The organism is Devosia sp., from assembly GCF_028290435.1.
In the GTDB taxonomy this organism is placed as follows: domain Bacteria; phylum Pseudomonadota; class Alphaproteobacteria; order Rhizobiales; family Devosiaceae; genus Devosia.
The window spans coordinates 1-21,029 of sequence record NZ_JAQGJV010000053.1; the positions used below are offsets into that span (position 1 = coordinate 1).

The following is a 21,029-nucleotide window of genomic DNA, read 5'->3' on the forward strand; positions in this document are numbered from 1 at the left end:
ACAAAACCATGAGGCAAGTCTCGCCGCATGCCGCAGTCTTCGAGCCGTCCCGCTCTGCGGGCAAATCGATCCAGTGGATCGATTTGAGGAGAGAAGGCCATGAGAGCTACGCTCGAATGGCAAGGAATCCGCCCGGTCCACCCGCGCGGCGCTTGCGCACGCCCACTTCCATACTAGTCAAGCTCGTCCCGCCCCGTTAAGCCTGATGCAGCTTGAGGAGGCATCCATGACCACGACCAAAAAGATCCGCTGGGGCATTCTGTCCACCGCCAATATCGGCATGGCCAAGGTCACCCCCGCCATCCAGAAATCCGCCCATTCCGAAGTCGTCGCCATTGCCTCGCGCGATCTTGGCAAGGCCCAGGCCGCCGCCGCCGAACTCGGCATCGCCAAGGCCTATGGCTCCTATGAGGAACTGTTCGCCGATCCCGATATCGACGCCATCTACAATCCGCTCCCCAATCACCTGCACGTGCCCATGACGCTCGCCGCTGCCAAGGCCGGCAAGCACGTGCTGTGCGAAAAGCCCATCGCCCTCAATGCCGCCGATGCCGAAGCGCTGCGCCAGATCCCGTCCGGCATCATCGTGCTCGAAGCCTTCATGATCCGTTTCCACCCCCAATGGCTGCGCGCCCGCGACATCGTCGCCTCGGGCGAATTGGGCGATGTCCGCGCCATCAATGCGGTCTTTTCCTACTTCAACAATGACCCCGCCAACGTCCGCAACCAGGCCGATATCGGCGGCGGCGGCATCATGGATATCGGCTGCTACCCCATCACCGCCGCGCGCTTCATCTTCGGCGCCGAGCCGAAACGCGTCGTTTCCCTCGTCGAACGCGACCCCGATTTCGGCACCGATCGCCTTGCAAGCGTGCTCGCCGATTTCGGCAATGGCCGCCAGCTCAGCTTCATCTGCTCCACCCAGGCGGCGGCGCATCAGCGCGTGCAGGTCCTGGGCACCAAGGCCAAGCTCGAGATCACCATCCCGTTCAACGCGCCCGCCGACGAGTTCACCGCCATCACGATCGACAGCAGCGGCGGTCTCGACGGCACCCTGGCGCGGCGCGAAATCCTTCCTGCCGTCGATCAATATACCGAACAGGCCGAGGCCTTTGCCCTGGCCGTGCTCGGCGAACAGGCCCTGCCCTGGGGCGTGGACGACGCCATTGCCAGCATGCCCGTGCTCGACGCCGTCGTCGCCAGCGAAAAATCGGGAGGCTGGGCGGCTGTCTAGTGCAGTTCCGGCTCGATCAGTCGCCGGCACATCAGCTTGATGCCGGCGACCATTTGGGCCTCATCGGTGATCTTGAACGCAATGCCATAAGCCGCCGCGCAGACCACCCGGGTCAACAATTCCGGCTCGCCCACCCCGGCGGCCCGGAGCTCGGCGCCGATTTCGGCCTCGGCCCGCAGGTCCTTGTCGCGGAACCTGACGCCGACCCGTTTGTGCTCGCTCATCAGCTCGCCAGCGTGCGGCGATCCCGCCAGCGTCCTTGCCAGCACCACGTACTGGCCCGCCAGCGCCGCGCCGACACGCTCCGGGATATCCCCGTCTCCCGCCATGCCGCTATCATAGGCGGCGAGCAGATCGTCCATTATGGTATCGACGATGCCGACAAAGATCGCGTCCTTGTCAGCGAATTGAGCATAGAGCGTCGGCTTGGCAATCCCCGTTTCGCGGGCGATCGCCTCCATCGTGGTGCCGCGTAACCCATTGCGCAGCACAAGGAAACGCGCCGCCTCGAGAATGCGGCGGCGCTTTTCCTGGGTCTTGCCGTCTGCCGTTTCGCTCAAATATCAAAACTCACTCTTGAACTAATTGAACGATTTTAATATCTATCGTTCAATTCGTAAAGGAAATGATCCATGTCCGATCGCGTTCTGCTCACCGGCATATCCGGCTTCCTCGGCGGCCATGTCGCGCTGCAACTGCTCAATGCTGGCTACACCGTCCGCGGCAGTGTGCGCAATCTCAACCGCGCCGACAAGGTCCGCGCGACCCTGGCCAATGCCGGCGCTGACGTGAGCCGCCTCGAATTTGTCGCCCTCGACCTGTTGAGCGACGCCGGCTGGGATGACGCGATCAAGGATTGCCGCTACCTGCAACACACGGCCTCGCCCTTCGCCCTTGAGACCCCCAAGGACGAGAACGACTTCATCCGCCCCGCCGTCGAGGGCACCCGCCGCGCCATCACCGCCGCCCTGGCCGGCAAGGTCGAGCGCATCGTGCTGACCTCATCCATCGCCGCCATCCAATATGGTCACGCCGATTATTCGCGCGCCCTGACGGAGGCGGATTGGACCAATGTCAACAGCCCCACCACGGGCGCCTATCCGAAATCCAAGACTCTCGCCGAGCGCGAGGCCTGGGCGCTGATGGACGCAGCCGGCCGCCACGACGATCTCGCGGTGATCAATCCCGCCGGCATTTTCGGGCCATTGCTCGATGAAGACCCCGGCACCTCGTCCATGCTTATTCGCCGCCTGCTCGACGGCAAATTACCGGCCGTGCCCAAGCTGGCCATGTCGGTCATCGATGTGCGCGATGTGGCGGCCCTGCAGGTCGACGCCATGACCAATCCCGCCGCCGCAGGCCAGCGCTGCATCGCGTCGGAAGGCACCTATTGGATGTCCGATATGGGCAAGATGCTCAAGCCCGCCTTCCCCGACCGCCGCGTGCCCACCGCCGAACTCCCCAACTGGGTGGTGCGCCTCGCGGCCCTGTTCGACCGCGACGTGCGCGACAATATGCACGAAATGGGCACCCAGAAGCGCGTCGACGGCCATCTTGGTAGCGCGCGCCTGGGCCGGCCGCTGATCACCGCCGCCGAAGCCTCCATCGCCACCGGCAAAAGCCTGATCGAACATAGACTGGTCTAGCCGGCGGGCCGCAAAGCAGAAACATATCCCCTTGCAACCGGTTCGATTTTTCTTCATATCTCGCCCTGTCGGAACGGGGCTGTAGCTCAGTTGGGAGAGCGCGTCGTTCGCAATGACGAGGTCAGCGGTTCGATCCCGCTCAGCTCCACCATTCCGGCTTTCACAACATCGCTGTGCCGACGCCGAGCCAGTTTGGCGCCTGGCCGTGGCCTGCCTGCACATCGGACAAGTGCCAGGCGGAAACGCTCGCGTTCCCGCTTGCATCGTCAAGTGGCCCCTTGTGCCCGAGCCACGCTCATAGCTTACCGCGCCGTCATCAGCGCCTTGGCGCGCTGCAGGCTGTCGGGCTGCTCGCTGCGATAGCGGCGGCCGATTTCCATCATCAGGATGGTGTCGGGCAGGAAATCGAGTTCGGCGAAGATTTCCTCCCAAGCAATATCGCCCCAGCCCAGCGGCATGTGCAGGTCGCCAATACCCATCGCGGTATTTTCCTGCGGGTGATAGGGCTGGTAATGCCCCTGCGGACGGCCAAAACCGTCATGGACATGCAGATGGCCGGTGACCGGTGCCATGGCGCGGATCTGCTCGCGGAAATCGAGGCCGCGAAACGTCGACTCAATATAGGCGTGGCCGAAATCGATCAGCGCCACCACATTGGGATGGTTCACCGCCTTGACCGTTTCGGCAATCTCGGACGGCGTCTGGCGATACTGCCCGAACGCCGTCGTGAAGATGTTCTCGAACGCGACGCGCACGCCGTATGGACGGGCGAAATCGGCCAGTTCGGTCAGCGCTTCACGCTCGCGGACATCGGCATTGGCGCGGTCATGCACCTGCTCGGCCGACAGGCTGCCGCCATGCTGCACGATGATGCGCGCATCGATGCGGTCGCACAACTCGACCAGCGCCTTGGCGGCCGCGAGCTGGTAGCCAACGGTCGCCGGGTCCATGAAATTGGACGACACCAGGCCGTGCACCGTGTAGCGGAAATCGAACTGGGTGGTCAGGGCCCCGAGGCGCTTGGCGCGCTCCTCCATGATCCGGACGCCAGATATGATGTCGACGCTGGTCAGCCCGATTTCGACCGTGTCGACGCCCATATCGGCCAGCGCGCGCAGGTCCGCTTCGAGGCTGAACAGTTCCCCGTCCTCGGAACTGGCATTGAAGCCGGTGGCGATGATATTGCTCATGAAATTTCCCTAAAGTCAGGCGTTGATGGGCTGTTCTGCATGCGCTGCCATCCGGGCGGCGCTGGCATGGGTTTCGATGCGGCGGCCATCCTCGGCGAACAGGTGAACATCCTGCTCGGCGAAGGTGAAATGCAGCTTGGTGCCGCCGGGCAGCGGGCCGGTCCCGGTATCCACGACGATCAGCCGGCTGCCACTGGCATCGGCATAGATCAGCCTCGAGGCCCCGAGTTCCTCGACATAATCGACCACTGCCGCAATGGCGCCGTTGCTGCCGGCCCCGGCGCGGCGGATCGCTTCGGGACGAATGCCGAGCGCCACCTTGCGGCCGGCCAGCGCCATGCCGCCTTCTGCCCGCAACTGCCCGCCTTTGCCGTGATTGAACACGCCCTTGGCGTCGAATTCGCCCTCGATCAGGTTCATCGCCGGCGAGCCGATGAAGTCCGCGACGAAGCGGCTGGCGGGGTTGTGATAGACATCGGATGGACGCCCGATCTGCTCGACGCGACCGCCATTCATGATGATCAGCCGGTCGGCCAGCGTCATCGCCTCGGTCTGGTCATGGGTGACGAACACCGAGGTCACGCCGAGGTCGCGATGCAGCCGGCGCACTTCGGAGCGCATGGCGACGCGCAGCTTGGCATCGAGGTTGGAGAACGGCTCGTCGAACAGGAATACTTTTGGCTCGCGCACCATAGCGCGGGCCATGGCGACGCGCTGGCGCTGGCCACCCGACAGTTCCCCCGGCAGGCGATCGAGATAGCCTTCAAGGCTGACCGACTGGGCCACCTTGAGCACCCGCGCCTCGCGTTCGGGTTTGGGCATGCCGGCGACCTTGAGCGCATAGCCGATATTCTTGCGCACGCTCATATGCGGATAGAGCGCGTAGTTCTGGAACACCATGGCGCAGCCGCGTTCACGCGGCTCCAGCTTGTTCACCACGGTGTCGCCGATCAGAATTTCGCCATCGCTGATCTCTTCCAGACCGGCGATCATACGCAGCAGCGTGGACTTGCCACAGCCCGATGGCCCCAGGATCACGACGAATTCGCCGGACTCGATCTGGGCGTCGACGCCATGCACGACGGGGTTCTTCTTGTAGCGTTTCTTGACGGATTTAAAGGTGATTGTGGTCATCGTTTCGATCCGATCACTTGTCGCTTGAGATAAGGCCGCGCACGAACCAGCGCTGCATGAGGGCAACCACCAGGAGCGGCGGCAGCATGATAATGAGGGCGCCCGCCATGGTGACATTCCAGTCCTGCGTGCCATTGAGGGCCGGGATCAGGGACTTGAGCTGCATCACCACGGTGCCGAAACTCTTGCGGTCGGTGGTGATGAGAAGCGGCCACAGATACTGGTTCCAGGTCGAGACAAAGAGGATGGTGGCCAACGCCACCATATTGGTGCGGCTCAGGGGCAGCAGCACATCCCAGAAGAAGCGCAGCGGGCCCGAGCCATCCATTTTGGACGCCTCGACCAGCTCGTCCGGAATGGTCATGAAGAACTGGCGATAGAGGAAGGTGCCGGTCGCAGTCGCCACCAGCGGCAGGATCAGGCCCGGATAGGAATTGAGCAGGTTCCATTCCATATCGATGCGCAGACCAGACAGCGTCTCCACCAGCCCGGTGATCCCCAGCGTGTCCAGAATCACCTGAAACGGCATCAGCGCATTGGCGGCGATCGAATAGGTCGGCACGATGCGCACTTCAAGCGGCAGCATGAGAGTGGCGAAGATCAGCCAGAAGCAGATCATGCGGCCGCGGAAGTTGAAGAACACGATGGCGAAGGCCGAGATCGACGCCAGGCTGATCTTGGCCACAGTGACGCCGACGGCCATGATCATGCTGTTGAGCAGCTTGGGACCGAGATCGGCCCGGGTCCACGCCTCCAGCAGATTGTCCCACAGGTGGCTGGACGGCCAGAGCACGATCGGTACCCGGCTGACTTCCTGCAGCGACTGTGATCCGGCCACGATGGTGATCCAGAACGGCGCCACCACGATGACCATTCCAAAGATCATCACCGCGTAGGTGACGATGTCGAAGATGCGCGAGCGCTCGATCATGGCAGATCCTCAGTTGTAGTGGACACGCTTTTCGACCCATCGGAACTGCACGAACGTGAGCGCCACAACGAGCAGCATGAGAATGATCGACTGGGCGGCGGCGCCCGAGTAATCGAGCCCCTTGAAGCCGTCGAAATAGATTTTGTAGACCATGACTTCCGTGGAGCCGAACGGGCCGCCCTCGGTCATGGTGTCGATCAGCCCGAAACTGTCGGTGAAGCTGGAGATCAGGTTGATGATCAACAGGAAGAACACCGTGGGGGCGATCAGGGGCAGTTGCAGGTCGAGCATGCGCCGGACCGGGCGGGCACCGTCCATCGCCCCGGCCTCGGAAATCGAGCGCGGGATCATTTGCAGGGCTGCCAAAAAGAAGATGAAATTGTAGCCGATGCCGAGCCAGGAATGGCAGACGATGATCATGCCCAAGGCCTGGTAGCCGTTGATGGCCGGGTTCCAGATGCCGGGCCAGAGACCGTTGATCGCGCCGACTAGGCCCGCTTCTGGCGCGAAGATAAAGCGGAAGGCGACGCCTGCCGCAGGAGCCGCGATGGCATAGGGCCAGACATAGACCGATTGAAAGGCGCGCGTGCCCTTGAGCGAGCGATCGACGAACACTGCCAGGGTCAGCGCCATGAACATGGAGAGCGCCGTGGTGCAGCAGGCGTAGAACGCGCTGCGAACGACCGTGCCCCAATATTCGCGATCATGGAAAATGGCGAGAAAGTTGTCCCAGCCGGCCCAGCTATTGCCGCCGCCCCAGGGCTGCTCCAGCGTGAACGCCCAATACAGCGCCTGCGATGTCGGCCAGTAGAAGAACACCAGCACCAGCAGGAGCTGCGGCGCGATGAGCAGCCAGGGCAGTCCTTTGTTGCGGTAGTAAGCGCGCCGTTCCATTGCAGATACCCGCCTCGTGAAAATGAAAGAGCGTGGGCGGCTGATGGCCGCCCACGCAGTTAGATCAACCGATCAGGGGAGAACGGCGTCCTTGTAGGTGGCCTGGAAGCGACGGAGGATGTCGTTGCCCTTGGCGTCGAACTCGTCCAGCGCCTCTTGCACGGGCTGGTTGTTGAACAGCACGTTCTGCATGGTCTTGACCATTTCGGCGCGGATCGAGGCGTAGTTGCCAAGACGGATGCCGCGGGTGTTTTCGGTCGGCGGCGTGAAGGTCAGGCTTTCGACGGCCTTTTCGCGACCCTTATAGGGAGCGGCGTCATAGAAGCCATTGGCCTTCATGGCTTCAAAACCGGTATTGGTCACCGGGATGTAGCCGGTCACGGTCGACCACCATTCGGCCTGCTTGGGGGTGGCGAGGAAGTTGTAGAACGCCGCGGCGCCCTTGTATTCTTCCGGGGTCTTGCCCTTGAGGGTCCAGAGCGAAGCGCCGCCAACGAGCGAGTTGGTGCGTTCGACGCCATCAAGCATCGGCAGCATGGCAACGTCCCAATGCAGATCGGGGATTGCCTTGGCGGTCACGGAGCCGTGGCCTGCGATCGAGCCCGAGAAAATCTGGCACTTGCCGGCGGCGAAAGCGTCCTGGTCGACTTCGCCGGTGTCCTTGGACTTCAGCACGAGCAGGCCTTCGTCATACATGGCCTTGAGCCAGGTCAACTGCTGCACGAACTTGCCCTTGCCGACGACCATTTCGGCATCGAGGCCATCAAAGCCATTGCCGTTGGTGGCGATAGGCTGGTTGTGGATGGCTTCGAACTGCTCGAACCACTGCCAGGCACCGGCCGGATCGAAGCCGATCGGGCAATCGTAGCCAGCGGCCTTCATCTTGCGGGCGACGTCTTCGACCTGCGACCAGGTGGTCGGCAGGCCTTCGAAACCAACCTTGGCCAAGGCGTCGGTGTTATAATAGATCATCGCGGTCGAGGAATTGAACGGCATCGAGAGCAGTTCGCCCTTCGAGGTCGAATAATACGACGCGATACCGGAGAAGTAGTTGCTCCAGTCGATGTCGTAGCCGTTCTGGGTCATCAGCTCGCCGATTGGCAGATAGGCCTGGCTCAGCATCAGATCGAGCGTGCCGGCGTCGAAAATCTGGCTGATCGTCGGCTGCTTGTTGGCGCGGTAAGCCGCAATCGTGTTCTGCAGGTTGGTGTCGTAATCGTTCTGGCTGGTGCAGACGATTTCATAATCGGCCTGGGACGCGTTGAAGTCCTTGCACATGTCCTGGATGCGCTCGGACAGATCGCCCGACAGGCCATACCAGAAATCGAACTTGGTCGGAGCCGCGAGGGCGGGCGCAGTGGCGAGCGCCAGCGCGCCTACCGTAAATGCTGCATTGAGCAGCCAATTGCGTGTCATTGGGGGTCTCTCCAAATGGGGTGCCGAGCGCTCTTGCCAGCGGCGGCAGTCCTATTCGGCGAGTTTGACAGTCGCGCTTCATGGCCGTGACGGTGATGTGACCCTTGTGCGACCGTTCCGCGACACACTCCGCGCCGGCCCGTCAGCTCTTGGCGCGGACCAGAATACTGGCGATATCGCTGAAGCCCAACCCGGCGGGCCGCTCGGACAACCAGCGCGGCGCCACCGGAAGCTCCTGCAGATAGGGCACGATATTGCGCACCCCAAAGGTGTTGCCGATAGCGCTGAACATGGAGGCGTCGTTGCGCGAATCGCCCACGAAGCACACGGCGCGCCCCGCGTCCGCCAGCGAAAGCCCCGACAAAGCCAGCAAGACCCGCTCGCTCATGGCGCGCTTGTCATAGCGGCCGATCCAGCTGTTGATATGGATCGAGCTGATGGCCGCGGTCGCACCACTGGCGCGGATTTCGGCCGCCAGCGCGTTGATCGCCCCAGGCTCATGCCCGGCAATGTCCACCGCCACATCTGCAATCCTGAACGCCTGGTCATGCGCCAGCCCGAACCCGTCATGCCGTGCCAACGTCTCGGCTATGAACGCCAATTGCTCGGCCTGCCGCTGGCGCTGAATGGCCTCGCTCTCCCAGAACTCGAAGCTGACGCGGCCCTTGTCCTCCGTCATCGCCACCGCGCCACTCTCGGCAATCGCGGCAGCAACGGGCCAGGTTCGCACGATGTGCTCGCACCAACCTGCCGAACCGCCGGTGACCGGCACGACGGCGATCCCCACCTCGGCCAGGTCCCACAGCGCCTGATAGGTCTGGGGCAGCAGCTTGCCGCCGGTGGTCAGGGTGTCGTCGATATCGGTGAACAGATAGCGCACTCCGTCGACGTCGGCCAGCGCGGGCGCGGAGCCCAAAAAGCTCATGCCACGGCCTCATCGCACACCACAACCTTGACGCCGCTCTGCTGCAAGGCCGTCTGCGCCGCGGCGTCATCGGGCTTCCGGTCGGTCACCAGATGGGTGAACTGGTCGAACGGCGCCACCCTGATGCTGGCGTCGCGACCCCATTTGCTGAAGTCGGCGGCGAGGAACCGCACCCGCGAATTCTCGATGATGGCATTGGCGATCTGGGCCTCGCCATAGCTGAAATCGAGCACGCCATGTTCGGCGCTCAGGCTACCGGCGCCGATCACCGCAAAGCTCGCATAGAACTTGCCGAAGAACTTGACCGCGTCCGGCCCCACGACGTCCTGGTCATTGGCCCGCCAGATGCCGCCTGTGAGATGCAGCTCCACATCGGGCGCCTCGCCCAGTGTGCGCGCCACATCGATATTGTTGGTGACCACCGTCAAGCCGCTGCGTTCGCGCAGGGCGGCGGCGACGAACTGCACCGTGCTGCCGATACCGAGGAAAACCGTCGAGCCATCGGTGATCTGCGAGGCGATATAGAGCGCGATGCGTCGCTTGGCGCTGCTGTTGAGCTGGGAGCGCGCATTGACCGAAATATTGCGCGACATCACCGGCAGATCGACGCCGCCGTGAAACCGCCGCGCCTGGCCAAGATCGCAGAGGACATTGATGTCGCGGCGAATGGTCTGGGTCGTCAGCCCAAACCGCTGCGCCAGATCCTCGATCTGTTGGGCACCATCGGCCTCTATCAGTGCCATGATGTGCCGCTGCCGAACCGACAGTTGGGGGACGGCCATGGCGAACCTCAGCTCAGGAAGAGTGTCGGATTGTCGGTGATGACGCCAGCCAGCCCCTCGGCCCAGAACGGCGCCAGTTGCTCGGGCGCATTGCAGGTCCAGACTCGCACCCGCACGTCGCGCTTACGCGTCGCATCGAGCACGGCGAAGCTTAGATGGCGATAGTTCAAATGAATGGTGCTGGCCGGAATGGCATCGAGCACAGCTTCCCAGTCCGCCGGCAGCTCGCCCCATAGCATGGCGACGTCATAGCTCGGGCCGAGCTGTTTCATCGCCTTCAGCGCTTGGGCATCGAAGCTGGAGATCATGACCTGCGTCTGCCTGTTGCGCCGCTGCAAATCTGCGTGCACCGCTTCGGTGAGTTGCGCCAGCGATTTGTGATGGGCGTGCTGCTTGATCTCGACATTGACGTTCAGCCCCAGTTCGCCCAGCGCCACCAGCGCCTGCTCAAAGGTCAGCAGCTTCTCGCCACCGAATGCGGGATCGAACCACGATCCTGCGTCGATCGTGTGAAGGTCCGCGGCGCCTATTGTGGCCAGCGATCCCGATGCCGATGTGGTCCGGTCCAGGATGGGGTCGTGGATCACCACCAGCGTGCCGTCGCCGAGCAATGCCACATCGAGTTCGACCCAGCGCGCACCCTGCTCGCGGGCGGCGCGGAATGCCGCCACGGTGTTTTCCGGCGCCACGGCGGACGCACCGCGATGGGCCTGCACATCGTCGATACTGCGCTTGGTGGCAGAAGAGAGCTCGTTCATTGACGCTAAATATCCTTGCTCGCTCAGTCGGTTCGGTTTCCGCTGGCGCGGTTATAGGGATGCAGGTCGCCGATGCGGGCGAAGACGGAAATCTCGGAGCCCTCGACAAAGCTGGGCCGGCCCGGCACCCGCACGATGGCCAACTGGTTAGAGCCAGCCAGCCGGATATGCAGGTGGCTTTCGCCACCGACCGGCTCCAGCAATTCCACAGTCGCCTTGAGGGCAATGGAGGGCTCGACTGGTCCGATCAGCACCATATCGTCAGGACGAATACCAACTAGGTCGGTCCCGTTCGGCAATGCCAGGTCGGTCCCGGCCGACTGCGCGCGCAAATAATCGAGATCGATCAGGTTCATTGGCGGCGAGCCGATGAAGCCCGCCACGAACACCGTTGCCGGCCGCTCATAGACCTCGACCGGCGTTCCGACCTGCTCGACCAATCCGCCATTCATCACCACCAGACGATCCGCCAGCGTCATCGCCTCGAGCTGATCATGCGTCACATATAGACTGGTGGTCTTGAGCCGGCGCTGCAGCCGCCGGATTTCCACGCGCATCTGCACCCGCAGCTTGGCATCAAGATTGGACAGCGGTTCATCGAACAGGAACGCCGCCGGCTCACGCACCAAGGCGCGTCCCATGGCGACGCGCTGGCGCTGCCCGCCAGAGAGTTCACGCGGCTTGCGATCAAGCATCGGCCCGATCTCCAGCATGGCCGCGGCCTCCTGCACGCGTCGAGTGATTTCCTCGTTCTTCACGCGCCGATTGCGTAGGCCATATTCCAGGTTCTTGCGCACCGTCATATGCGGATAGAGCGCGTAGTTCTGGAACACCATGGCGATGTCGCGCTCGGCGGGCTCGGCCTTGACCACGTCGCGGCCACCGATCTCGATGCGCCCCGAGGTCACGCTTTCCAGCCCCGCCACCATGCGCAGCAAGGTCGACTTGCCGCAGCCGGACGGGCCGACCAGAACGATGAACTCGCCATCGGCAACACTGAGGTCCACGCCCTTGACGGCCGGAATGGCTCCATAATTCTTCTTGAGGTCGATCAACTCGATCGTTGCCATCCTATTTCTCCGTTTCCGTGAGACCTTTGACGAAGAGGCGCTGCATGGCGACGATCACCAGCACCGGCGGCAGCGCCGCCAGCATCACCGCCGCCATGACGATATTCCAGCGCGGTTCGGCATCGGCCACCGCCGCCATCCGCTTGATGCCCATCACCACCGTATAAAGGTGTGGGTCCGTGGTGATCAGCAGCGGCCACAGATACTGGTTCCACCCGAGCACGAAGAGGATGATGAACAGCGCCGCGATATTGGTGCGCGACAGCGGCAACAAGATATCCCAGAAGAACTTCAGCGGCCCCGCTCCGTCGACGCGGGCGGCTTCCATCAGCTCGTCTGGCACCGTCAGGAAGAATTGGCGGAACAGGAATGTTGCCGTCGCCGAAGCGATCAGCGGCACGATCAGGCCGCCGTAATTGTTGAGCATCCCAAGGCTCGCCACCACCTGGAAGGTCGGCACGATGCGCACCTCCACCGGCAGCATCAGGGTGATGAAAATCATCCAGAACGCCAACGTGCGGAACGGAAAGCGGAAATAGACGATGGCGAAGGCCGACAGGATCGAGATGGAAATTTTCCCCACCGCGACCCCCACCGCCATGATCAGTGAATTCCACATCATCGGCAGCAGCGGCGGCGCTCCCGAACTGGAAAGCCCCGTGGTCAGCATCTGCGAATAGTTTTCCAGCAGATGTGGCCCCGGCCACAACGGCACCACCCCGGACAGGAAATCGTTCGGCCCGTGGGTCGAGGCGATGAACGCCACATAGACCGGGAACACCACGACGGCGACACCCAGGATCAGCAGCAGGTGCGACAGGAAATTCAATAGCGGACGGTTTTCAACCATGATGCACCCTCAATACTGTACGCGCCGCTCGACCCAGCGGAACTGGACGACGGTAAGGCCGATAACGATGGCCATGAGAATGACTGACTGAGCGGCGGACGAGCCCAGGTTGAGCCCGACAAAGCCGTCGAAATAGACCTTGTAGACCAGGATTTCGGTGGCCCGTGCCGGCCCGCCTTCAGTGGTGGCGTGAATGACGCCGAAGGTATCGAACATGGCGTAAACCACGTTGATCACCATCAAGTAGAATGTCGTGGGAGACAGCAGCGGGAAGATGATGGTCCAGAACCTTTTGGTCGGCCCGGCGCCGTCGATGGCGGCGGCTTCTTCCAGCGAATGGGGAATGGATTGCAGCCCCGCCATGAAGAACAGGAAATTGTAGGAAATCTGCTTCCAGGTCGCGGCGATCACCACGAGGATCATGGCGTCGTTCGGATCGACCAGGTGGTTCCAGTCGATACCGAAGCGCCGCAGCACATAGGCGATGATGCCGATCGAGGGATTGAACAGGAACCACCACAGAATGCCCGCAATGGCCGGCGCCACCGCATAAGGCCACACGATCAATGTCGAATAGATGCGCGACGAGCGCAGCATCCGCGTCGCCGCCACCGCCAACAGCAGGGCAATGCCCAGCGACAGCAGCGATACCGCCAGCGAGAAGATCACCGTGGTGCGGAACGAGTTGAGGTACACCGGATCGGCGAACAGCTTGGTATAGTTGGCGAACCACACGAAGGTGGTCTTGAACCCGAACGCATCCTCGCGCTGGAACGATGACCAGAACGCCTGGGCTGCCGGCCAGAGGAAGAAGACAATGGTCACCGCCAGCTGCGGCAACAGCAGCAGATAGGGCAGGACCTTGTTGGGAAAAACGGTGCGCTTGCCTTGCATGGCCCCTCGCGTCGGATCAGTTCTGCCCTCGAAGGGCCGGCGCTCGCACGCCGGCCCGGGAGGTATGGGCCTACTCGTTGGCACTCTGGAAATCGCGCAACTGCTCGTTGCCGCGCTTGACGAGGTCATCGAGCGCTTCTTGCGCGGTCTTCTGCCCGCCCAGGAGGGCCGCGAACTCATCGTCGATGAGACCGCGCACCTGCACGTAATTTCCGAAGCGAATGCCCTTGCTGTTCTCCGTGGGTTCGATCCGGGTCAACTGCTTGATGGCAATGTCCGAACCTGGATTGGCCTCGTAATAGCCCTGGCTCTTGCCCAGCTCATAGGCGGCCTCGGTGATCGGCAGGTAGCCGCTGAACTGATGCCAGTCGGCTTGCACTTCGGGCTTTTGCAGATAGGTGAAGAACTTGGCGACGCCGGCATATTCCTCAGCCGGACGGCCCTGTAGCGTCCACAGCGTGGCGCCGCCGATGATCGAATTCAGCGGCTCCTGGATCACGTCGTCATAATAGGGCAGCGGCCCAAAACCGACCTTGAAGTCCTTGGCGTTGTTGATCACCGCGGCGCGGCCGGCCGAGGAGTTCATGAACATCGCGCATTCCTGCGAATAGAACAGCGGGGGTGCATTGTCGCCGCCGGCCGGGCCGCCGAACTTGAACAGCCCTGAATCCTGCCACTTCTTGAGATTGCCCCAATGGCGCACGGTCAGCGGATTGTTGAACACGAACTCGGCGCCCAGGCCGCCAAAGCCGTTGGCCTCGGTCGAATAGGCCATATTGTGCAGGGCGTTGAGGTTCTCGGTGTGGATCCAGGAAATCCAGGCCGTAGTGAAACCGCAGGTGGCGGCACCGCTATCGACGATCTGCTGGGAGAACTTTTCCATGTCCGCCCAGGTCTTGGGTGGCGTCTCGGGATCGAGGCCGGCTTTTTCGAACACGTCCTTGTTGTAGTAGAGGATCGGGGTCGACGAGTTGAACGGCAGCGACAGCACATTGCCGTCGGTATCGGAATAATAGCCCACGACGGCGGGCAGGAACTTGGACTGATCCCACGGCTCGCCCTGGTCCTTCATCAATTGATAGACCGGATAGACCGCGCCCTTGGCGGCCATCATGGTGCCGGTGCCCACCTCGTATATCTGGATGATGGCGGGTTGTTCATTGGCGCGGAAAGCCGCAATTGCGCCGTTCATCGCCTCGTCATATGTGCCCTTGAACACCGGGACGATCTCGTAGTCGGACTGCGATTGGTTGAACCCCTTGGCGATCTCTTCGAGCTTGGCGCCGTTCTCGCCACCCATGGCATGCCACCATTGAATTTGTGTCGCCGCCTGTACGGCCGGGGAGGCCGCCAACATGGCAACGAGTCCCGCGGACATGACCAAAGCCTTTTTCAACATGCTCTCTCCACTTATCCTTGCAGGAGCCTCCCGCCCCTGATTGACAACAAGTCGTAACAGGGGAATGTCGCTTTGCAACCCAAAAATGTTCAAATGAACATTCTTAAGGCGCTGGCTGCAGTGTGTCCGCGCGCAGCAAACCCCAGATTGAGCGGACAAAGGCGGCGTTTGCACAGCCTTTTTGGTGACGATTTTTTCATCGGACAAATATCGCTTGGATATTGCGAACCTATGGTTCACATGAACATTGTGCTGTGATGAGGGGATTGGGGAGGACCATCCCGTCGCCCGCCCGAAGGACGCAACCATCCAAAGCGACTCTGCATGACTGAACTGGCGCCGTCTTCCAAACGCCTCAAGCAAGTGGCCGCGCTGCCATGGCGATTGAACGCGAACGGCGAGCTGGAAATCCTGCTCGTCACCTCGCGCATCAGCCGTCACTGGCTGCTGCCCAAGGGCTGGCCGATGGATGGCAAGAGCAACGCCCAGGCGGCGCGCCAGGAGGCGTTCGAGGAGGCCGGCATCAAGGGCCGGATCAGCAAGTCGCGGCTGGCCAAGTTTGCCTACCGCCGCATCGAGCCAGACGGCTCGACCTCGCCCTGCATGGTTTCGGTGTTTGCTTTTCGGGTCAGCCACCAGTTGGATGAGTGGCCCGAGCAGCATCAGCGCGACCGGCAATGGTTCGCGCTCGACGCCGCCGCCGCCGTGGTCTTCGTGCCCAGCCTCGCCGCCATGCTGTCGCTGCTGATGGTCAAGAACGATGCCCTCGTTCTGCGCCGCGTCTGGCGGCCGAAAGGCGGGCGCTCGAGCACCTCCACCTTCGGCAGCGATCGCAGCGACGAGTAGTCTTACAACAGCGCCTGCTCGTTCCGCCCCATGAAGCGAAAGGCGATGTAGACCGCCACACCGCTCAGCACCAGCAGCACAGTGGACAAGGCGGCGGCGGTGCCGAAATCGCCATCCAGGATCAGCAGGTAAATCCGCACCGGCATGGTCATAGTGCGCCCCACATAAAGCACCAGCGAGGAGGACAACTCATTGATCGCCGTGACGAAACTCAACATGCCCCCAGCAATGATGCCGGGCACGATGAGCGGCACGGTGATGCGCAGGAAAGCCTTGAACGGGCTATAGCCGAGCGAGATCGCCGCCTCTTCCATGCTGGGCGAAATCTGGCGCAGCGAGGACGCCGTGGTCCGCACCATATAGGGCAGCCGGCGGATGAAGATCGACAGTACGATGATCGCAGCCGTGCCGGTCAGCACGACCGGGCCGGTGTTGAACGCCGCGATATAGGCGATGCCGATGACAATGCCCGGCATCACATAGGGGATCATGAACGCCCCATCGAGCAGCGCCGTATTGAGATTGGTCCGGCGCGCCACCAGAACGCCGATCAGGGTGCCGACCAGCACAATCAGCACCACCGCCCCCACCGAGAAGGTCAGCGAATTGCGCACCACATCGCCCAGGTTGAACAGGATGCGCTCATAGCTTTGCAGTGCGAAGCCGGGCTGGAATACCGGCCCGTTGGTCTTGCGGAACGAATAGATGATCGCCACGATCACCGGCATGGCCCCGCATAGTCCGATGAAATAGACCGCGAAATGCGCCGCCACGTTCTTCCAGCCCTTGAGGCGGACGCGGACCGGCTTGTTGATCATGTTGCCGTGGTAGACATTGCGCCGCGACACATAGCGCTGCAGCAAGACGAAGATCATCGAGACCACTATCAGCAGCACGCTGATAGTGGTCGCCATCGACATGTTGGAGCCCACCTCCGCCGAATAGAGCGTGAAGGCTTCCGTTGCCAAGACATTATAGCCCCTGCCCAGCAGGCGCGGCGTGCCGAAATCGGCGATGGCATGGATCAGCGCCAAGAGCCCACCCGCCGACAGCGCCGGAAACACCATCGGGAACGAAATCTTGAAGGTGCGCTGCCACGGCGTCAGCCCCAGCCCCTCGGCCGCCTCCTCCAGCGAGCGGTTGACGTTGCTCAGCGCCCCCGAAACCATCAGGTAGACATAGGGATAGAACTTCAGCGCGAAGACGATGAGAATGCCGCCCAGGCCATAGATCGGCGGCATGTTGACGCCCATCTCGCGCAGGCCGCCGCGCACCACGCCGCCGGCGCCGAACAGCACGATCCACGAATAGGCCCCGATAAATGGCGGCGACACCAGCGCCAGGATGGCCAGCAGCGAGACAAACTTGCCGCCGCGGATTTCAAAGCGCGACACGCAAAAAGCCATGACCGAGCCCAGCACCAATGCGCCGACCAAACCGCCAAACCCCACCACCAGCGTATTGAAGAACGCCTGGTGGAACCGCGTCTCGGCAAAGAACTTTTGATAATTGGCGAAGGTGAAATTACCGGCCTGGTCGTAGAGGCTGGACAGCAGCACCGAGCCGACCGGCACGAACAGCAGGCTGATCAACAACAGCCAGGTCAGCACCATCACGCCGGTCCAGAAATTGAAGCGTGGCATGGCGTTCACCCTGCCGCAGGCAGGCGTTTGCCGGCCGCGTCGAACGCCATCGGCGCACTGCGCTCGATCAACACGCTGACCTTCTCGTCAGGCTGCCGCGTCGCCTCGATACCCGGATTGGACAGATGCACCACCAGTTCGCCGATCGCCGTCTTGACCAGCACATGCGCCTCGCGCCCGAGATAAGTGTATTTGCCCACAATCCCCGGCACGGCGACGACGCCATCGGAACTGCCGGCATCGGCCTCGCCAAGGCCCAGCCGCTCGGGCCGGACCGCCCATGACGCGCCCGGCGCCGACAGCCTGAGTTGGCCCAACACAGCCTTGAGCGCATCATTGTCCGTCAGGCTGTTCAGCGTGCCGACAAATTCGGCGACGAACCGCGTCTGCGGATTGCCGTAAATCTGCTGCGGCGTGCCGATCTGCTCGATCTGGCCGGCGCTCATGACGCAGATGCGATCCGAAATCGCCAGCGCCTCTTCCTGGTCATGCGTCACATAGATGGTAGCGATATCGACCTGCTTCTGGATATCACGGATTTCCTCGCGCAATTCGACGCGCAGCTTAGCGTCGAGATTGGACAGCGGCTCATCCATCAGCAGCAAGTGCGGATTGATCACCATGGCGCGCGCCAGCCCGATGCGCTGCTGCTGCCCGCCCGACATCGCCGCCGGCAATCGGTCCGCCAGCGCGCCCAGCCGCACCGCCGCCAAGGCTTCGGTCACCCTCGTCTTGATTTCGGCCGCCGGCACTTTGCGCGGCTTGAGCCCGAAGGCCACATTGTCGAACACGCTCAAATGCGGAAACACCGCATAGTCCTGGAACACCATGCCGATATCGCGCTTGTGCGGCGGCACCAGCCGCAGGTTGGCGCCGTCCAGCGTGATCTCGCCCGAGGTCAAATCGTTGAACCCGGCGATCGAGCGCAACAGCGTGGTCTTGCCGCACCCGCTGGGGCCCAGCAGCGTAAAGAACTCGCCGCGCTCGACTGTGATCGACACCCCGCTCAGCGCCGTAAAGCTGCCTCCAAACTGCTTGATGGCATTGGTGACGGTCAAATAGCTCATGCGGCGCTCCCCCAGCGTCATTTCAACAGCAGAGAACAGCCATAATTTTCGTATTGCAACATTTTTCTGTGTGGGTCAGGATCAATTCGATCTTTCAATGATCCAAAACGAACGGGAGGGACCACATGAATATTCGCAAACGTACATTTCTGAGCCTGTCCGCAGCGCTGATCGCCTCGACCGGCTTCACCGCCATCGGCTTCGCGGCGGAGGGGACGGTCGTCATCTACACCGCCCACAAGTCATCGATCGTCGATACGCTGCTGCCCATTTTCGAGCAGGAAACCGGGCTCAAGGCCGAGGTGGTCAAGCTGGGTTCCGGCGACATCGCCAAGCGCGTCGTCGCTGAAGCCGGTGCGCCGGCCGCCGACGTGATCTGGTCGATCTCGGGCAGCTCGCTTACCGAACTGGCCGATAATCTGGTCCCCTATAGCCCACCCGAATTCGACAAGATCGATCCCCAGTTCATCTCCAATCCGGCTTGGACCCCGTATACGGCGGTGGTCTATGTGCTGGCCGTCAATACCGACCTGCAGCCGCTCGATACCGCGCCAAAAACCTGGGCCGAACTGGCCGATCCAAAATATGCCGGCCAGATCGCCTCGGCGCGCGCCGATGGTTCGGGTTCCGCCATGCAGCAATTGACCACGGTGCTGACCGTGTTCGGCGACAAGGGCTGGGACGAATACGCCGCCATCGCCAAGAACTTCGTCTTCGCCGACAGCTCGGGCGCCGTGCCGCGTTTCGTCGCCGATGGTGAAACCGCCATGGGCCTGACCCTCGAGGACAATGCGCTGGAATATGTCCAGGGCGGCGCCCCGATTGCCATCGTGCACCTGACCGACGGCACTGCCGCGACCCCCGATGGCGTGGCGCTGGTCAAGGGCGGCCCCAATCCCGATGGCGGCAAGGCCTTCATCGATTGGGCCATGTCCAAATCCACCCAGGAAAAACTTGCCATGGATATCGGCCGCCGCTCGGTGCGCACCGACGTCGCCGGGCCAACCGGGACGCCGAACCTAACCGACCTGACGCTGGTCAACGTCAAGCCGCTGGCCGATTTCGGCGGTGCCGAGGAAGTCCTCGCAAAATGGCGGACCGCGATTGGCGAGTAATCGCCCCTCCTCCGTTTCAACACTCGACGACAAGAAGGTCTGAATGAGGCAGCTCGAAGCGTTCACGCTAGGCAAGAAGTTTGGTCATCCCGAGACCAATGAAGACAGCCTCGTTATCATGCCTGACCTCGGTTACGCCGTTATCGACGGCGTAACCGACCGCAACGGCACCCGTTATGGCGGCATGCTGTCCGGCCGCTACGCCTCGCGTGTGGTGCGTCGCGCCGTGGAAAAGTTTCTGCTGGCGCAAGGCGAGCCTGACCAGCCCGAGCTGCAATATCAGGGCGGCGAACATCTGATCGCTTACCTGGGCAAAGCCATCCACGATGGCTATGTCGCCCATGGCGTGCTCGACGCCGTCACCGCCGATTGGAAACTGCGCGCCGGCTGCACGGTGATGCTCGCCTTCCAAATCGAGGACAAGCTGGAGGTTGTCGCCGTTGGCGATAGCGGCCTGCGCATCAACGGCACCGACGTGCTGCAGGTGCTCAAACCCCTCGACGATGTGACAGCCATCCTGCGCCGCGAGACCTGGCGCTATTTCGAGGCTCTGGGCCGCCCTGCAGAGGAGGCCGACAAACTGGCCGCCGCCGTGACCTGGCAGGGCACACGCAACCAGACCACCGGCTCGCTCACTGCCGAGCCGACAGTCATCGCCGAAATCGAACGCCGCGCGCTTGAAGCTTGCCGCGCCCACTTGCCCGGAATTCCCGAAGCCGAACTGCTGCTGCTGATCCAGCACGGCATCTCCCATGGCCAGGGCAAGTTCCAGAACGTCACCGAGCCCGCGCTTGGCTATGGCGGGCTCGACGGCTTTGCAGTGCCAAACCGGTTTGTGGAGACCCGCACTTATCCGCTGGCAGAAATCGAAACCGTGGAGCTATTCTCCGATGGCTATTTCAAGCTCGGCGACGGCTTTGGCGTAGCGGCTTGGGAAGCGGCTTTCGCCGAGGTCGAGGCCGAGGATTTTCACAAGATTGGCCGCTATATGAGCACCAAGGGAACCACCGCCACCATGCTGACCGACGACCGCAGCTATCTCGGCGTCCGTCTCAAGTGAGCGGACGCCCCTCGCTGGACAACGGCCCCGAGCTGGTCGCGGCCAATGACGGCGCGCGGCTCGGCGAGCGGCAAAGCGCCATTCTGGATGCCGTGAGGGCCAATGGCGCGGCGTCGGTGGCCGAACTGGCGGCACGGTTCGACGTCACCACCCAGACCATAAGGCGCGACCTGCG

General features: G+C 62.4%; 21 protein-coding genes and 1 tRNA gene. 7 read left to right on the plus strand and 15 right to left on the minus strand.

The annotated features are described in order from the left end of the window. Positions 1–226 precede the first annotated feature (226 nt). The gene (locus tag JWP26_RS12325) at positions 227–1,234 is read left to right on the plus strand and encodes a Gfo/Idh/MocA family oxidoreductase (RefSeq protein WP_299727836.1); all 1,008 of its coding nucleotides are present in this window, start codon (positions 227–229) and stop codon (positions 1,232–1,234) included. Here the strand turns inward: JWP26_RS12325 and JWP26_RS12330 are convergent. Beyond that, positions 1,231–1,794, minus strand: a complete 564-nt coding sequence (locus JWP26_RS12330; protein ID WP_299727838.1) for a TetR/AcrR family transcriptional regulator — start codon at positions 1,792–1,794, stop codon at positions 1,231–1,233. The genes JWP26_RS12325 and JWP26_RS12330 overlap by 4 nt on opposite strands. Before the next feature lie 72 nt (positions 1,795–1,866). Here JWP26_RS12330 and JWP26_RS12335 point away from each other — a divergent pair, with 72 nt between their 5' ends. Together JWP26_RS12335 and JWP26_RS12340 are read left to right on the plus strand one after the other, a co-directional pair. After that, positions 1,867–2,880 (plus strand): aldehyde reductase, encoded by a 1,014-nt coding sequence (locus JWP26_RS12335; RefSeq protein WP_299727841.1) that lies wholly within the window; start codon positions 1,867–1,869, stop codon positions 2,878–2,880. A 75-nt stretch (positions 2,881–2,955) separates the two neighbouring features. Next, a tRNA-Ala gene (locus tag JWP26_RS12340) sits at positions 2,956–3,031 on the plus strand. Positions 3,032–3,182: 151 nt separating this feature from the next. On the opposite strand, the gene JWP26_RS12345 is transcribed toward JWP26_RS12340, so the two are convergent. The 12 genes from JWP26_RS12345 to ugpB form a co-directional block, all read right to left on the minus strand. Next, positions 3,183–4,070 carry a TIM barrel protein gene (locus JWP26_RS12345; RefSeq protein ID WP_299727844.1) on the minus strand — a complete coding sequence of 296 codons (888 nt, stop codon included), beginning with the start codon at positions 4,068–4,070 and terminating at the stop codon, positions 3,183–3,185. Between the two features lie 15 nt (positions 4,071–4,085). After that, positions 4,086–5,204 (minus strand): ABC transporter ATP-binding protein, encoded by a 1,119-nt coding sequence (locus JWP26_RS12350; RefSeq protein WP_299727846.1) that lies wholly within the window; start codon positions 5,202–5,204, stop codon positions 4,086–4,088. A gap of 13 nt (positions 5,205–5,217) precedes the next feature. Next, a complete protein-coding gene (locus JWP26_RS12355) occupies positions 5,218–6,135 on the minus strand; it encodes an ABC transporter permease subunit (protein WP_299727849.1) in 918 nt (305 codons plus the stop codon). 9 nt (positions 6,136–6,144) lie between these two features. Next, positions 6,145–7,029 carry an ABC transporter permease subunit gene (locus JWP26_RS12360; protein ID WP_299727852.1) on the minus strand — a complete coding sequence of 295 codons (885 nt, stop codon included), beginning with the start codon at positions 7,027–7,029 and terminating at the stop codon, positions 6,145–6,147. Positions 7,030–7,101: 72 nt separating this feature from the next. Further along, a complete protein-coding gene (locus tag JWP26_RS12365) occupies positions 7,102–8,445 on the minus strand; it encodes an extracellular solute-binding protein (RefSeq protein WP_299727854.1) in 1,344 nt (447 codons plus the stop codon). Positions 8,446–8,587: 142 nt separating this feature from the next. After that, positions 8,588–9,370, minus strand: a complete 783-nt coding sequence (locus JWP26_RS12370; protein ID WP_299727856.1) for an HAD-IIB family hydrolase — start codon at positions 9,368–9,370, stop codon at positions 8,588–8,590. Then, a complete protein-coding gene (locus tag JWP26_RS12375) occupies positions 9,367–10,152 on the minus strand; it encodes a DeoR/GlpR family DNA-binding transcription regulator (RefSeq protein WP_299727858.1) in 786 nt (261 codons plus the stop codon). The genes JWP26_RS12370 and JWP26_RS12375 overlap by 4 nt, the downstream gene beginning before the upstream one ends. Before the next feature lie 8 nt (positions 10,153–10,160). Then, a complete protein-coding gene (locus JWP26_RS12380; protein WP_299727860.1) occupies positions 10,161–10,910 on the minus strand; it encodes a glycerophosphodiester phosphodiesterase family protein in 750 nt (249 codons plus the stop codon). Between the two features lie 23 nt (positions 10,911–10,933). Then, positions 10,934–11,980 carry a sn-glycerol-3-phosphate ABC transporter ATP-binding protein UgpC gene (gene ugpC / locus JWP26_RS12385; RefSeq protein WP_299727863.1) on the minus strand — a complete coding sequence of 349 codons (1,047 nt, stop codon included), beginning with the start codon at positions 11,978–11,980 and terminating at the stop codon, positions 10,934–10,936. 1 nt (position 11,981) lies between these two features. Beyond that, positions 11,982–12,830 (minus strand): sn-glycerol-3-phosphate ABC transporter permease UgpE, encoded by an 849-nt coding sequence (gene ugpE / locus JWP26_RS12390; protein WP_299727866.1) that lies wholly within the window; start codon positions 12,828–12,830, stop codon positions 11,982–11,984. A gap of 9 nt (positions 12,831–12,839) precedes the next feature. Next, positions 12,840–13,724, minus strand: a complete 885-nt coding sequence (gene ugpA, locus JWP26_RS12395) for a sn-glycerol-3-phosphate ABC transporter permease UgpA (RefSeq protein WP_299727869.1) — start codon at positions 13,722–13,724, stop codon at positions 12,840–12,842. 70 nt (positions 13,725–13,794) lie between these two features. Further along, a complete protein-coding gene (gene ugpB / locus JWP26_RS12400; protein WP_299727872.1) occupies positions 13,795–15,123 on the minus strand; it encodes a sn-glycerol-3-phosphate ABC transporter substrate-binding protein UgpB in 1,329 nt (442 codons plus the stop codon). A gap of 324 nt (positions 15,124–15,447) precedes the next feature. Between ugpB and JWP26_RS12405 the strand changes: the two genes are divergently transcribed. Continuing rightward, a complete protein-coding gene (locus tag JWP26_RS12405) occupies positions 15,448–15,969 on the plus strand; it encodes an NUDIX hydrolase (RefSeq protein ID WP_299727875.1) in 522 nt (173 codons plus the stop codon). A 2-nt stretch (positions 15,970–15,971) separates the two neighbouring features. Here JWP26_RS12405 and JWP26_RS12410 read toward each other — a convergent pair whose 3' ends face one another. Both JWP26_RS12410 and JWP26_RS12415 read right to left on the minus strand, forming a co-directional pair. Beyond that, positions 15,972–17,612 carry an iron ABC transporter permease gene (locus JWP26_RS12410; RefSeq protein WP_299727878.1) on the minus strand — a complete coding sequence of 547 codons (1,641 nt, stop codon included), beginning with the start codon at positions 17,610–17,612 and terminating at the stop codon, positions 15,972–15,974. Positions 17,613–17,617: 5 nt separating this feature from the next. Continuing rightward, on the minus strand, positions 17,618–18,679 hold the full coding sequence (locus JWP26_RS12415) for an ABC transporter ATP-binding protein (RefSeq protein WP_299727881.1): 1,062 nt from the start codon (positions 18,677–18,679) through the stop codon (positions 17,618–17,620). A gap of 125 nt (positions 18,680–18,804) precedes the next feature. Here JWP26_RS12415 and JWP26_RS12420 point away from each other — a divergent pair, with 125 nt between their 5' ends. From JWP26_RS12420 to JWP26_RS12430, 3 genes are all read left to right on the plus strand, one after another. Continuing rightward, the gene (locus JWP26_RS12420; RefSeq protein ID WP_299727884.1) at positions 18,805–19,794 is read left to right on the plus strand and encodes an extracellular solute-binding protein; all 990 of its coding nucleotides are present in this window, start codon (positions 18,805–18,807) and stop codon (positions 19,792–19,794) included. A gap of 43 nt (positions 19,795–19,837) precedes the next feature. Then, positions 19,838–20,854, plus strand: coding sequence for a PP2C family serine/threonine-protein phosphatase (locus JWP26_RS12425; RefSeq protein WP_299727887.1), 1,017 nt, complete (start codon positions 19,838–19,840; stop codon positions 20,852–20,854). Then, the coding region (locus tag JWP26_RS12430) for a DeoR family transcriptional regulator (RefSeq protein ID WP_367184124.1) at positions 20,851–21,029 on the plus strand (179 nt) is incomplete at its 3' end. The genes JWP26_RS12425 and JWP26_RS12430, both read left to right, overlap by 4 nt.